The organism is Roseibium album (assembly GCF_001404515.1).
Classification (GTDB): domain Bacteria; phylum Pseudomonadota; class Alphaproteobacteria; order Rhizobiales; family Stappiaceae; genus Roseibium; species Roseibium album.
On the sequence record NZ_CXWE01000004.1, the window covers coordinates 661,983 to 676,080 of the forward strand.

Annotated in this window: 13 protein-coding genes; 4 read left to right on the forward strand and 9 right to left on the reverse strand. The window is 55.2% G+C overall.

What is annotated here, in order from left to right; translation table 11 throughout:
• Positions 1–93: 93 nt before the first annotated feature.
• The gene (locus tag LA5095_RS16385; protein ID WP_055116666.1) at positions 94–702 is read right to left on the reverse strand and encodes a sulfotransferase family 2 domain-containing protein; all 609 of its coding nucleotides are present in this window, start codon (positions 700–702) and stop codon (positions 94–96) included.
• Between the two features lie 510 nt (positions 703–1,212).
• Here LA5095_RS16385 and LA5095_RS16390 point away from each other — a divergent pair.
• Positions 1,213–1,455 (forward strand): hypothetical protein, encoded by a 243-nt coding sequence (locus tag LA5095_RS16390; protein WP_144436014.1) that lies wholly within the window; start codon positions 1,213–1,215, stop codon positions 1,453–1,455.
• 186 nt (positions 1,456–1,641) lie between these two features.
• Here the strand turns inward: LA5095_RS16390 and LA5095_RS16395 are convergent, their stop codons facing one another.
• Genes LA5095_RS16395 through LA5095_RS16410 form a run of 4 tightly spaced genes read right to left on the reverse strand, consistent with a single transcriptional unit; the run spans position 1,642 to position 6,244 of the window.
• On the reverse strand, positions 1,642–2,244 hold the full coding sequence (locus LA5095_RS16395) for an ABC-type transport auxiliary lipoprotein family protein (RefSeq protein WP_055117005.1): 603 nt from the start codon (positions 2,242–2,244) through the stop codon (positions 1,642–1,644).
• Between the two features lie 28 nt (positions 2,245–2,272).
• Complete coding sequence (locus tag LA5095_RS16400; RefSeq protein ID WP_055116669.1) at positions 2,273–4,267, reverse strand: MlaD family protein; 1,995 nt, start codon at positions 4,265–4,267, stop codon at positions 2,273–2,275.
• 10 nt (positions 4,268–4,277) lie between these two features.
• On the reverse strand, positions 4,278–5,087 hold the full coding sequence (locus LA5095_RS16405) for an ABC transporter ATP-binding protein (RefSeq protein ID WP_055117007.1): 810 nt from the start codon (positions 5,085–5,087) through the stop codon (positions 4,278–4,280).
• 8 nt (positions 5,088–5,095) lie between these two features.
• The gene (locus tag LA5095_RS16410) at positions 5,096–6,244 is read right to left on the reverse strand and encodes an ABC transporter permease (RefSeq protein ID WP_055116671.1); all 1,149 of its coding nucleotides are present in this window, start codon (positions 6,242–6,244) and stop codon (positions 5,096–5,098) included.
• 92 nt (positions 6,245–6,336) lie between these two features.
• Between LA5095_RS16410 and dgcN the strand changes: the two genes are divergently transcribed.
• Complete coding sequence (gene dgcN, locus LA5095_RS16415) at positions 6,337–7,350, forward strand: N-acetyltransferase DgcN (RefSeq protein WP_055116673.1); 1,014 nt, start codon at positions 6,337–6,339, stop codon at positions 7,348–7,350.
• Positions 7,347–8,330, forward strand: coding sequence for an N-acetyl-D-Glu racemase DgcA (dgcA, locus tag LA5095_RS16420; RefSeq protein WP_055116675.1), 984 nt, complete (start codon positions 7,347–7,349; stop codon positions 8,328–8,330). The genes dgcN and dgcA overlap by 4 nt, the downstream gene beginning before the upstream one ends.
• Positions 8,331–8,335: 5 nt before the next feature.
• Here the strand turns inward: dgcA and LA5095_RS16425 are convergent, their stop codons facing one another.
• Entirely contained in the window at positions 8,336–9,511 is a 1,176-nt protein-coding gene (locus LA5095_RS16425; RefSeq protein ID WP_055117010.1) for an MFS transporter, read from the reverse strand.
• A gap of 130 nt (positions 9,512–9,641) precedes the next feature.
• Between LA5095_RS16425 and LA5095_RS16430 the strand changes: the two genes are divergently transcribed.
• A complete protein-coding gene (locus tag LA5095_RS16430; RefSeq protein WP_055116677.1) occupies positions 9,642–10,859 on the forward strand; it encodes a protein phosphatase CheZ in 1,218 nt (405 codons plus the stop codon).
• A 146-nt stretch (positions 10,860–11,005) separates the two neighbouring features.
• Here the strand turns inward: LA5095_RS16430 and LA5095_RS16435 are convergent, their stop codons facing one another.
• The 3 genes from LA5095_RS16435 to LA5095_RS16445 all read right to left on the reverse strand — a co-directional run bounded on the left by LA5095_RS16435 (position 11,006) and on the right by LA5095_RS16445 (position 14,011).
• On the reverse strand, positions 11,006–12,031 hold the full coding sequence (locus LA5095_RS16435; RefSeq protein ID WP_082442442.1) for a threonine ammonia-lyase: 1,026 nt from the start codon (positions 12,029–12,031) through the stop codon (positions 11,006–11,008).
• Between the two features lie 130 nt (positions 12,032–12,161).
• The gene (locus LA5095_RS16440) at positions 12,162–13,211 is read right to left on the reverse strand and encodes a glycosyltransferase family 4 protein (RefSeq protein WP_055116679.1); all 1,050 of its coding nucleotides are present in this window, start codon (positions 13,209–13,211) and stop codon (positions 12,162–12,164) included.
• Positions 13,208–14,011 (reverse strand): UDP-2,3-diacylglucosamine diphosphatase, encoded by an 804-nt coding sequence (locus LA5095_RS16445; RefSeq protein ID WP_055117014.1) that lies wholly within the window; start codon positions 14,009–14,011, stop codon positions 13,208–13,210. Before LA5095_RS16445 ends, LA5095_RS16440 begins: the two co-directional genes overlap by 4 nt.
• Positions 14,012–14,098: the final 87 nt, after the last annotated feature.

A 14,098-nucleotide genomic window follows, 5' to 3' on the forward strand; every position in this document is an offset into this window, starting at 1 on the left:
TGCAAGAAGTGTTCGAAATCTACCAGTGACTCATAAGGAGCGAATTCCAGAGTTGACGCCGCTACTCACAACAAGTGGAAAACTCGCAATGCATCAACTTGCTTCTGCTAACACTTCTTGCTCACGCATGAAGTTATCGTATGGCTTAGGTCTGTAGTTATAAAGCAAATAATCGACACGGTAGTGTTGAATTAGAGCTAGATATAGATCTTCAGAGACAGGAACTTGAAACCGAGACTTCGTCACATTCTCCTTTGGGAAGGGTTCTTGAATTTTCAGACGATTGGCTAATTCACTAGTGTCAAGATTTTCAAATTTGAGCAAAAAATCAGGAGCCTTGTTCGAATGTAAATGCATTGCATATTTGAACTGCGGACCAACAACAAAAATTTGCTCGTTAAACATTCGCGAAAAGAAGGTTAGAGGATCCCAGGATGGCAAGTCTGGATACAACCTTCGGAAGGCGCCTGTATAGTCTTCTCCTGTTAAGTGCCTATACCCCGAAAGTGCGCGTTCAATAGGATCTCTAACCACTACGATCGTTGTGTAAGCGTTCCAGATTTCGACAGGAGTGTTGCTTGTTGGGAATCCGTGATTCACGCCGTTGTCCAATCCAAGCCACTTTCGAAAACTCATGCCTGCAGCTTTGGGATTGTGCACAAAGTGCAGTTTGCGTCTGTGACAGGTATTGATTTCCATCATTGAACGTCCATCAAGTTTGAAACAATTGACGCGAGCCAATAAACGCGATGATTGCAACTGCAGCGAAAAAACTGCACATTGCACCCACAAACATCTAGCTGTAATTACAATTGATTTTTATTCTTTTCGCTCGAATCGATCATTATCTCGCTCATACAATTATCAATCTTTGACAAGAGCACAAGTTAAAGGTGTGTATCTTCTGATTGTAGATTTCATTGACGCAACGGCTTCAGCATCTTATGGCAGGCACTGTTTGTTCATAGCCTGATTGCCAGCTAAATTTGTGTTGCCGTTGGTGATTTCATCTTCAAAAATTGAAGCACAATATGCGCTCAACACTTTTATTCACGACCTTGAATGTGGCGAGTTGAGGCATCTGACTGGATGGAAGTTCAAGTGCATCAGGTCGCATGTCAGATTTCAAAACTTCAATCATGGAAACTTAATCGGGCGTAATTGTAGTATCAATAGTTGTGAAAACCCATGATATCCCCAAAAGGAGCAAAGGTGAAGGTAACAGATCCTAATCCGTTTCATGATGACGCGCTTCGTAATCTCCAAAACTATGTTGAGGCGGGTGTGTCTCCAATCGATACGTTGGCAAAAATTGCCATTTCATATGTAAAGATTGCTGGATTTAAAGTGCAGACGGCGCCAGAACTGCAACAGGGGTTTGTTGGCATATTTTCAGCCGAGGACGAAACTCGTGGCGAGTACAGCTTCATTCTGAAGTCTACAAAGACTGCTTGAAGAAATTCGATTCAAGTTGGTGATCAATGGTTACTGTGGGTGGAAGACGCCAACATAATCAACAGACTATCAACGAACGAATTTCAACGCCACTACACTTCTAGGATGCAGTTGCTAGTCAACGCACCTTTCAGAGGCTAATCGAACTGTATGAAAAAGAGTCTTCGAGTTAACGAGCGTTTCAACTCAAACGTTCTTCAGCGTCCAGGCGGCCATTTCGGCAAAGACGCGGTCGGCGGAGGTGTTCATGGCCTCGACGGCCTTGTCGACGGATGAACTGCCGGCAGGCGTTTCAGCGCGGAAGACCTTGGTCGACACAGTCCGGCCATTGCGGTCGTTGACGACGCGCGCGGAAATTTCCACCACACCCCGGTTCCCGGCAACCTGAAGCTCGAACGCCCGGATCTCGGTCTGCAGCTGGTAATCGATCAAAAGGCCGTCTCCGGGAAGGCCGACGCCGCGCAAACGCCCGGTATTCTGCAGCGTTTCCATGAGCTTGAGCTGCACGACATTCGGAAGCGTGTCCGCCCAGGCAGACTTCGGGTAGTAGCTGTAGATGGGGCCCTTGTCGACGACGGCAATATAGCTCGTATCCAGTGCCTTGAGGGCGCGCGGCGGGGCCACCAGAACCTGGACACGGCTGGACCTGCCCTGAAGTCCGTCGACGTCTGCAGAGGTCAGGCTGTAAAAGGCAGACGGCGCTGTGCTTGTGCAGCCGGCCGTCAGCGCACCAAGGCCGAGAACACCCAGAACACCCCGGCGGGTCATGTTGGTCTTTGGCTTCGTCATGAGCCCCTGCCCTTGTTGTTCTTCTTGTTCATCGCCGCCGCCCACCTGTATAGGTCGGAACGTCCTCGCCCCCGAAGATGACCCTGTTCGGACTGCGCTCAAAGCTTTCTGCTGCCCGCTGGATGGCAACCAGCGTCCGGTTGACCTGTCCCAAAGCTGCAGTGAAATCGCTCGACCCCTGTGTCGCGAACTTGGAAAGGCCACCTGCAATGGAGTCTGCACGGCTCTCGAAGGCAACCGCGATCTTCCGGATGGCCTGTGCCGCAAGCGTTGCTTCCTTGATCAAGCCCTCGCCATCGCCGTCGACCATCGTGGAAACTTTTTCCACCAGGCTCTCGACCCTGACAGAGGTCGCGTTCAACGTTGCGGTCATCTGCTTGGCATCGGTAATGATCTGGTCGACATCCGGCGTGCGCTTGGAAAGATCGGCTGTCATCTGCTGAACATTGTCAGCCGCCTTCTGGGCACTTTGTAGAATGGAAGGAATGCCGTTCTGCTGACTTGCTAGTTCGGAGGCAGTGGTTTCGACCGACCCGACGATATTTGCAACTTTCTCGGGATCCACCGCCTTCAGGAGCGTGTCCGCGCTTTGCAGCGTTTCGGCAAAACGTTCAGCTGCAGCCTGCACATCGGTGATCAAGGCCGCAATCCGGTCATCCTGATCGCGAACCGTGGCAGACACGGCCTCGAAATTCTGGACGGTCGATTTGGTAGACGCGATGATCTCGTTGATCTGGCTCTGCTGATTGTTGAAATTATCGATCACGCTGGCAACACCATCGACCGCATTGCCGACCTTCTGGGGATCAACACTCGCCAGCACCTCGTCGACCCGAAGCAAGGAGACATTCATGCCTGTGGTGAAGGTATTGACCGATGCGACAACCTGCTCGATCTGCAGCGGATCGATGGCCGCGGCGATTTCAACGCCGCGCGAAACGATCGCGTCGACTTTCAGCACAACGTCCCGTCCACCTTCCAGAATCTCGGAAATGGCACCTTCACGCTGCTGAACAACCGCAACAACCTTGTTGACGTTCTGCATGGTCTCGCTGGTCGATGTGATCAGCTTGCTGATGTCGTTGCTCCGCGTCTCCAGCACATCGCCAAGTGCCGCGGCACCCGTCATCACCTTCTCGACGTCTTCCGGCTTGACCGCCTGAACGATCTTCTGAACGTTGTCGAGGCCGTCATTCATCTTTTTGGTAAATGTTTCCAGCTCCTTCGCAGCGCTTTGTGCGTCAGACATGAGGAGATCGATGTCGCCACTCGCCTTGCCCAGGCTGTCGGAGAACTTGGTCAGATCATCGACTATGGCGGTCACCTTGTCCGAAGGCACCGCTGCCAGCAGGCGCTCGCCCTGGTCGACGAGTTTCTCAAGACGCCCGGAAAGGCTTGAAAATGCATCGGATGCCTGGCCGATGCTTGCCATGAAATCCTTCACGCCGTCGGAATTCGCGGCAAGCGCAGCCGAAAACGTTTCTACGTTCTTGACCGTGTCATTGATGAGCGGCTTGTTCTCGACAAGAATGTCCTCGATGGTCTTCATGGTCGTGTCGGCGCGCTTCAACACGTCGCGCGCGCCATCGACAATATCGTCGAAAAAGGACCTTTCGGCATAAAGAACGGGTACTTTGCCGTCATCCTTGCCCAGAAGCAGCGGTGACGAGGACGTTCCTCCTGACAGATCGACATAGGCGATACCTGTCAGGCCTGTGAAATTCAGTGTTGCCTTGGTGTCTTCACGTATCGGCGTGGTCGGCTTGATGCCGACTGTTGCCACAACCTTGGTCGGATCGTCCGGGGCAAAATCGAGCGACTTGACGTCCCCCACCTTGATACCGTTGAAGAGAACCTGCCCTCCAACCGGAAGGCCTGTGACCGGTCCCGGATAGATGACCATGAGTTCCACGTTCTGACGCGATTCAGCTGTTGCGGCCTTCCAGTAGACGAACCCGAACGCGGCAACCAGAATGGCAACCATGAAGGAACCGATCAGAATGTAATTCGCGCGGGTTTCCATTCAGTCCAACCTATACTCGGCGCAACGCCCGTTCACCCCTGAAATACTCCTTAATCCAGGGATCATCATTTTTCATCATATCGTCCAGTGTTCCGATAGCCAGAACGCGTTTATTCCCAAGAACTGCAATGCGATCGCAAATAGAATGCAGGCTATCGAGATCATGCGTGACCATGTAGACGGTCAGTCCGAGAGTTGAACTCAAGTTTTCGATCAGCGAATCGAAGGCTGCCGCTCCAATCGGATCCAGTCCGGAAGTCGGCTCGTCCAGAAACACCAAATCCGGATCAAGTGCAAGCGCACGTGCAAGGCTCGCTCTTTTGATCATGCCGCCGGACAACTCGGAGGGTAACTTGTCGGCCGAATCCTGAGGCAGACCGACCAGCTCAAGTTTCAGCGTCGCAAGTTCATCCATCAGTTGCGGCGACAGATTGAGGTGCTCGCGCATCGGAACCTGGATGTTTTGCTTGACGGAAAGCGAAGAAAAAAGCGCACCCTGCTGAAAAAGCACTCCCCAACGCCGCTCGATGGTCAGCCGTTCCTTCTCACTCGCCGTGGAAAGGTCATGTCCAAAAACAGATATGGTTCCCGCCCGTTTCGGAGTGAGGCCGAGGATGGTCCTCATCAGAACCGATTTTCCCATGCCGGAGCCACCGACAAAACCAAGCACTTCACCCCGGCGAACATCGAGATCGAGGTTTTGCAGAACAATCTTGCTGCCGAAGCCGACGGTTACACCACGAGCGGACAGGACATTCTCTGCACCTTCTGCGGTGGACACCAGGTCTGTCTCTCGTTCTGCGGAATCTGTCACTGTCATGAATTCAATCAAATTCCGATGGCGGCGAAGAACACGGCAAAAAAGCCGTCGACGACGATAACAAGAAAAATGGCTTTCACCACGGACATTGTCGTGTGACGACCGAGCGATTCGGAAGACCCACCGACTTTCAACCCTTCAACGCAGGCTATGAGACCGATAATCAAGGCCATGAAGGGGGCCTTCACGATGCCCACGGCAAGCGTTCCATTCGTGATTGCCACCTGCAGCTGGGTGAGGAAAGCGGCCGGTGGAATATCCAGATAGACCCAGGTGACAAGGCCTGAACCGAACAAGGCTGCCATATCTGCAATGAATGTCAGGATGGGCAAGGCGATCATGAGCGCCAGAATGCGTGGCAGAACCAGGACTTCCGTGACACTCAGCCCGATAACGTGCAGTGCATCCACCTCTTCCTGCATGCGCATGGCGCCAAGTTCGGCCGTGAACGCCGATCCGGATCGGCCGGCCACCATGATCGCGGTCAGGATGACGCCGATCTCGCGAAGGATAAGGATACCGGCCAGATCGACGACGTAAATATCCACGCCGAACTGTTTGAGATAGAACCCGCCCTGCTGGGAAATGATCGCACCGATCAGAAAACTCATCAGGGCGACGATAGGCACCGCACCGATGCAGCTTCGATCGAACTGGACCGCAATGGAGATACTGCGCAGTCGTCCGGGATTGAACAACACGGTCGAAGTAACCAGCCCGAGAGACCCCAGGATGTGCAGCATCGCGAGGCCGTCTTTGTAGGCGTCGACCATCTGTCGCCCGGTCGCTTCCAGGAAACCGACAATCGTGAAGCCGCCGCGATCCGGTTTGTATCTGGGTGGATGGTGCCGATCGATTTCATCGAAGAGCATCTGCCTTATGGGCGTAACCCCTGTCAGTCCGACCTTGCGTCCCGCAAATTCCAGTCGCCCACGCGTCCTGTGGATCAGCCAGGCTCCACTGGTATCAAGATGCTCGATCTTCGAGACGTCGATGCAGGTCAGCCGGTCCTTGGCAACTTCGAGCCGGTCAAGGCCGGATTCGGCGTTGCCGATTGTGCTCACCGTCCAGTCGCCCGAGAGCGCCAGGTACTGATGATCCGGCCCGTCCGCCTCCAGACTCATCTCCGGCTCGATGTTTTTTTCCAAGAATGCCATTCCGGATGGCTGCCCTCTTGCCGCTGGTTCGATATCCCCCGTATACCTGATGGAGAACTTTAACGTCCAGCAGCCACTTGAAAGCTTTGTCCATGGAAATAGCCCGTCCCTATCTTTTGTTCCTCGGTGACGTTCCAGATGCCCTGGCGGCCAAAACAGCGGTTGGCATCGTAGATTGGCGCAAAGACTGGTGTATTGGCCAGATTCGTCTGCCAGGTTGTGCCGCCGATACAGGCCTTTCAGACATGTCGATAAGTGAAGGCGCAAGCGCCGGCGCAAAGACACTTGTGATCGGAGCTGTGAACGCAGGCGGGCGACTTCCCGATCACTGGATCGCGTCGATTGTCGAAGCACTTGATTCGGGGCTGGACATTGCGTCCGGCCTGCATGTCCGCCTCGGAGACATTTCCGAGATCCGCGAAGCGGCAGACCGCAACAATGCCCAGCTCCACGACGTTCGTCACAACTCCATGACGTTTGCAACCGGCAAAGGCACCAAACGTTCGGGGAAAAGGATCCTCGCCGTGGGGACCGACTGTTCTGTCGGCAAGAAATACACTGCACTGGCAATGGACCGGGCCATGTCCGAGCGCGGTTACAAGAGTTCCTTCTGCGCAACCGGACAGACCGGCATTTTCATATCGGGCCGGGGCATCTCTCTTGATGCAGTCGTGGCCGACTTCATCTCCGGTGCGGCCGAATGGCTTTCTCCCGAAACGGAAGAAGATCACTGGCAGATCGTTGAAGGTCAGGGCTCCCTGTTCCATCCTTCCTTTGCTGGTGTGACGCTGGGTCTTCTCCATGGATCCCAACCGGACGGGTTCATTGTTTGTCACGAGCCGACCCGCACAAAGATGCGCGGTGTCGAGACACCGCTTCCGACCATCGAGCAGGTCATCGAGACGACCATCCAGCTGGGCCGGCTGACCAATCCGGCGATCCAGTGTATCGGCATCGCGGTCAACACGGCAGCTCTTGAAGATGACGAGGCTCTGGCTTTTCTTGCCAAGGTGGGTGAAAAGCACGGTCTTCCGGCCACCGACCCTGTCCGGTATGGCATGGAAGCGATTGTCGACAAGGTCTCCGCAGAATTCGGTGCACCATGAATCGGATTATCAGCGTAGCAGCGCAGAGCTATGAAATTGCCGGTGGTTTCACGATCTCCCGAGGCACGAGAACGCACGCGCAAGTCGTCGTCGTGACCATTGAGGAAGACGGAGCATCAGGACGCGGTGAATGTGTCCCTTATCCACGTTACGGCGAGTCGCTTGAGACGGTTCAAACCCAGATCGAGGAAATTTCTCCGCTTTTGAAGACAGGTCTTTCCAGGACCGCTCTTCAGAACGCCATGCCAGCGGGAGCCGCCCGCAATGCGGTCGATTGCGCTCTCTGGGATCTCGACGCCAAACGCTCGGGTCAATCAGCCGCCGAATTGGCAGGCCTCGGCGCACTGCATCCCGTCACGACCGCCTTCACCATCAGTGTCGACACGCCTGAGGCAATGGCTGAAAAAACCTCGGCTGCAGCACACCGCCCTCTGTTGAAGGTCAAGTTGGCCGGTCCGGGGGACGACGCACGTATTCTGGCGGTTCGGGAAGCCGCTCCGGGTAGCACCCTCATCGTTGATGCCAACGAGGCCTGGGATGAGAGCTGTTTTGAAGCGAACATGGCGGCTTGTGCGGCGGCCGGTGTTCAGCTCATCGAGCAACCTCTTCCGGCCGGCAATGACGACCTGCTGGCCTCGCTGACGCCACCTGTGGCGATTTGTGCAGATGAAAGCCTATCCCCCGGCAAAGGACTGGACGGTCTCCGGGAAAAATACGACGCAGTCAACATCAAGCTCGACAAGGCAGGTGGCCTGACGGAAGCCTTGAAGCTGCTCACCGAAGCGCGCGCAGCGGACTTCAAGGTCATGACAGGTTGCATGCTTGGCACATCGCTTGCGATGGCGCCTGCCGTGCTGATCGCTCAAAACGCCGATTACGTCGACCTGGACGGCCCTCTTTTGTTGTCGCAAGACCGCATTCCGGGCTTGAGATTTGACGACAGTACGCTTTATCCACCCGAGCCTGCGCTCTGGGGTTGACCAGTCTATCCCGCTTCCGCGAGCCTTGTTTTCTCGCGGATCAGGGGCGTCAGCAAAAGAACCAGAACAGTTCCAACGGCGGCGACCACAGCCATCAGGTAAAACGGTGCATGCGGATTGTCTTCAAAAAGTGCGCCTGAGACTGCAATCCCGGCGGCCATCTGAATACCGATTGACGCTGTGAACAGGCCCTGCCCCGTTCCGGACCAACGGGCAGGCACGACTTTTGCCAGAATCGCGACGGCCCCAAGGTGAGCGGCTCCAAAGGTCAGTCCGTGCAACAACTGAAGCATTCCCATGAACAGCAGCGTATCGGCGAACGGAACCAGTCCCCAGCGGATGACCGAAGCAATACCTGCAACAACGAGAAAAACCGGCGGATCGAAACGCAGCGACAATTTCCCGGCTATGGTGAAAAGTGCGATCTCCGCCACAACACCAATGGCCCAGAGCGCGCCGATGGCAAACTTCGGTACATCGATCGATTGCCAGTAGATCGTGCCAAACCCGTAGAAGGCAGCATGTGTCGCCTGGAAGAGCCCCAGAACTGCAAGCACGGGCCAGAACCAGAAACTCCGGAAGGGTGTCACCCTTAGCTGATGGTCATTGACTGTATCGGCGTGTTCCCGTTGCTGTTTCGGCAATGACATGACGACGAGGCCGGTTGCGAAGGACGCTGCGATTGTCAGGCAGACGATAAGCCATGAAGTCGATTGGGCTGCAAGACTTCCTCCCGCTAGATTGGCAAGAACAAAGCCAACCGATCCCCAGAGCCGCATGCGGGCATAATCTGCTCCGGTGTTGCGCGCTGTATCGAGAGCATATGCATCGCTGAGTGGCAGGATCGGGGCCTTGATCACCATATAGCCAACCATCGCGATACTTGCGATGAGGATACCGCCTGGCAGGAAAAACAGCGAGATGAACCCGGCACCCATTATCGAATAGATCAGGATCGACCATCGTCGCTGACCGGTCCTGTCGGCAATATTTGACAAAATTGGACTGGCCGCGATGCGCGCGATGGTGCCGACACCCAGTATAAATCCGATTTCAGCTGTACTAAGGCCCCGAAATTCCAAAACTAACGGGAAAAACGGTAGAAAAAGTCCAAACGCGAAAAAGTGGCATGCAAACAATGCAGCAACCCGTGCGCTAATACTGTTGAATATTTTTGTCATAAGTTCATTGTCAAGGCTCCAGGCCACGCCGGCATAAAGGGATGTTAACGATTTTCACCCTACGATCGAAGGGAAGTTGTCCGTGTTACGGCAACACACGATCCTTAGGCAAGTTGAGAATCGCGCCCATATGAAAACGGAAACAATTCAGGAAGAGCCAGAGTTGATCGGCGACGCCGAATATCACACTCTCGAACAGACCCTGCTGGAATCCGATCGCGGGCGTCGGTTTCTGAAGGAATATCTGAACCGACACAAGACTCCGGAAACAACGGAGATCCTTGGTGCGATTCACCGGCTTGAGAAAGTTGTGACCCGGGAACGCACGGTACCCGATCTCGACAAGATCCGTCTGGATATCGCCGAGATGCACGAGGCCATCGAACGGACAAAGGCCGAGATTGCCAACATCAAGGACGATGGTGACGAAAGCAACCGTTTCGTCGATGCATCTCACGAACTCGACGCGATCGTCACGCAGACCGAAGGCGCGACCCAGTCGATCCTGGAAGCTGCGGAGCAGATCCAGGAACAGGCCTGGGTGCTGCGGGAAAACGGGGCCGACGGTGCCGCATGTGATGAAATCGATGCGAAAGCCACCGAAATTTTCATGGCCTGTTCCTTCCAGGACCTGACCGGCCAGCGCACGAACAAGGTTGTCCAGGTGCTGCGCTACCTGGAAAGCCGCATCAATCTGATGATCGGCATCTGGGGTATCGAGGAGATGGAGGCCGAAGACACTGCAGGTCCGGTCGATACGCGCCCGGATGCCCATCTTCTGAACGGTCCTCAAAGTTCCGGTCGTGGTGTGTGCCAGAACAGTGTCGATGAACTGATGTCCGTCAGCGACGACGTGTTCGACGCTGCCTTGGAAGAAACCGGTATGGACGTCACGTCCGAAACATCCGCTACGTCCGAGAACGATGATGCGGCCACTGAAACCGATGTCGACGCGATCATGGCCGGAGGCCATGAGCCGATGGACGCTGCAGCCATCGACGACATGTTTGCGTCAGCCCCTGCGGATGCGGTCGACGAAGAGCCTGTTGAAGAAGACCCGATAGACGAAGACCCCGCAGACGAAGATCCGGTTGACGAAGTTGACGAATTTGCAAATGCGGACCCGGATGCCATGCTGGACGAAGCCGCTATCGAAAAACTCTTCGACAGTGAAGTCGACGTGACCGAAGACGAAGCTGTGGTGGACGACGAAGCTGAGGCGGAGGCCGACGTAACCTGGGAGCTGACCGAGGAAGCGGCGGAAGACGAAGCCGCGGTGGAAGGCGATGCTGCCACCGATCCTCTTCAGCAACTCTCGGAAGCCGAACGTCAGGCCCTCTTCAACTGATTTCATTTCCGGATCACTGAACAAGGGCGCAGCTGGCAGCTGCGCTCTTTTTCGTTCGGGTGACGCTTAAGAAAACGGCAAGAAAGCTTCGTTTTTTTCAATCTCTTGAGGCAAAGCCCGTACGGATCCAGGCTGCAATCCAATTGTCAGCGCGACAATGCCCTCGACAACATGTCCGGATCGATATTCCCGCCGGTTATCACGAGACCAATTGTCTTGCCTTCCACTGGAAGTTTCCCGGATAGAACGGCTGCGAGCGCTGCCGCACCGCCGGGTTCGACAACGAGCTTCAGTTCCCTGAAAGCAAAGGCAACCGCTTCCAGCACTTCCTCATCGCTCACTGTCAGGCCCTCAGAGGCAAGTTGGCTCAGAATGGAAAAACCGATTTCTCCGGGAGTTTCCGAAAGCAGCGCGTCGCAGATCGATCCGGACCTGGCTGCATTCGACAAGAGGACACCAGCTTCGAGCGACCGCTTGTAGTCATCGAACAGCTCCGGCTCGACAGTGTGAAACCGGGTTGAAGGAGATTTGAACGCGAGCGCAAGCGCTATTCCGCTGGAAAGTCCGCCACCGCCCGTACAAGCCAGCACATCATCGAGCTTCTGACCCAGTTCATCAGCCTGTTGTGCAAATTCAAGACCGACGGTTCCCTGTCCTGCAATCACCGCCGGGTCGTTGAAAGGATGCACGAATGTCGCATCATTTTCCGCGCAAATCTCCGCGGCAATCCTGTCCCTGTCCTCGTGTGCCCTGTCATAGGTAACGACCTTCGCCCCAAAATCCCGGGTACGATCAAGTTTGACCCTTGGGGCATCAGCCGGCATCACGATCGTCGCGGAGATGCCCAGAATGCGAGCACTGGCCGCCACTCCTTGAGCGTGATTGCCCGACGAACACGCGACCACACCCTTCGTGCGTTCCTCTTCCGGTATGAGGTTAAGGCAATTGAAGGCGCCACGAAACTTGAATGACCCGCTTCGTTGCAGGCTTTCCGGTTTCACAAGGACATTTGCCCCTGCCCGCTCGTCCAGTGCCGGGTGCTGCAACAAGGGTGTGCGCACGGCGTATCCCCTGATGCGGCCGGCCGCTTGTTCGACGTCCTCGAAAGTGACCGCCTTGCCTGAAAGGTTCTGCATCTCGGCTGAGCTAGATTGAACAACGGCATCGGTCATTGGCATCCACCTTGAAATAACTCGTTCCACCCCGATGACTAAATGGGATTTAAAGTCAACTCAATACAACCCCAACATAATTCCGGTGACACATCCGGTCACCACCATGCGAAGGTATCGGTGGAAGACGTTATTCGGCAGCCCTGGCATCTCTTTCCAAGCTGTTATGCCGGTCGCGGGCCTCGATGCAATTGTCCAGAAATTGCCGAGCGCTCGCTGCCCAGGTGTAGTTCAGGGCAATTTTCCGGCAATGATCCCGCGGGATCTCCAATGCGGCTTCGGCAGCTTCCTGAAGGTTTTCAGACAGAACTCCGGCCCCTGTATCACCAATGACATCAATCGGCCCCATCACCGGAAACGCCGCCACGGGGACACCGCATGCCAAAGCTTCCAGCAGCACGTTGCCGAACGTGTCCGTCAGCGACGGGAAGACAAATACATCGGCATCGGAATAGTGTCGTGCCAGGTCTTCACCGGTTTTGGCTCCGGTGAAATGAACACCAGGATAGTCACGTCGCAATGTTTCCAGTTGCGGCCCACCCCCGACGACCACCTTGGACCCCGGCAAATTCAGGTCCAGAAAAGCCTTGATGTTCTTTTCAACCGAAACACGGCCGACATACATGAATACCGGCTGCGGCAGATCTGCTGGGAGGACTGTCCCCTCGTACGGCTTGAACAGATCCTCATCAACCCCGCGGGACCAACGCATCAGGTTTGCAAATCCGCGAGCCCGCAGGTCGTTTTCCAGCGACCCGGTCGCCACCATGCACCCGCATCCCGAATTGTGGAACCTGCGCAACCATCTGTAGGACCACGACAGGGGAACAGGAAGGCGTGCCGATACGTATTCCGGAAAGCGCGTGTGATAACTGGTCGTGAATGGCAGCCCTGCCTTGCACGCGACGCTGGCGGCCAAAATGCCAAGCGGGCCTTCTGTCGCGATGTGCAGGTGCTCGCAGTCGAATTCCCGGATCTTGCGCCGGACAATACCCCGATGTGTCAACGAAAGACGGATTTCCGGATAGGTCGGACATGGGAGCGTTCTGAAAGCTTGCGGCGACAGAACCTCGATCCTTGTGCCGATTGCCGCAAGCTCTTCCGCGGTACGCTCAAGAGACCTGACAACGCCATTGATTTGGGGATGCCAGGCATCCGTCACGATCAGGATGGAACTCATGCTGCGACCGGCGCTTCCTTGGCTTTGGCCGGTGCAATCCCGTCCTGGGTCTTGTCCACCCATCGGATCACCTCAAACGTCCCGTCGTGGTGTTCGGCGACAGCTGTACAGCTTTCCACCCAATCACCGGTATTGATGTAGTGAATACCATTCATATCCCGATTGGCAGCGTGGTGAATATGGCCGCATATGACGCCATCAACACCCTTCCGGCGCGCTTCACCGGAAAGCGCCTCCTCGAAACGGCCGATGAAACTGACGGCGTTCTTGACCTTGAGCTTCGCCCAAGCTGACAAGGACCAGTAGGTCAGGCCTATACGGCGGCGCAGGAAATTGATCCACGTATTGATTCCGAGCGCGGTCACATAGGCCTTGTCACCAAAAAAGGCGAGCCATTTGGCATGCCGGATGACGACATCGAACTGGTCACCGTGAATAACGAGGTAGCGTTTGCCGTTGGCGGCTTCATGCACAAAGCTGTCCGCCACTTCCACACCACCAAAGTGAGTTCCGATGAAGTTACGCAGGAATTCATCGTGATTGCCGGGAATGTAGTGAATCCGCGCACCCTTGCGGCCCTTGCGCAATATTTTCTGCACGACATCATTGTGAAGCTGCGGCCAGTACCAGGACCGTTTCAGGCGCCAGCCGTCGACAATGTCGCCGACCAGATAAATGGTCTCGGCGTCATGATCTTTCAGAAATCCCAGCAGCAATTCGGCCTGACAGCCGCGAGTGCCAAGGTGAACGTCTGAAATGAACAGGGCCCGGTAGTGACGCGACGTCTCTGCAGCAGACATGGTATTTCTCCACATTCCCTTCAGAAGCGCTATAGACGCGATTCAGGTATCAATATTATGACAGGTAAGATGACTTGCCGTGGAGTT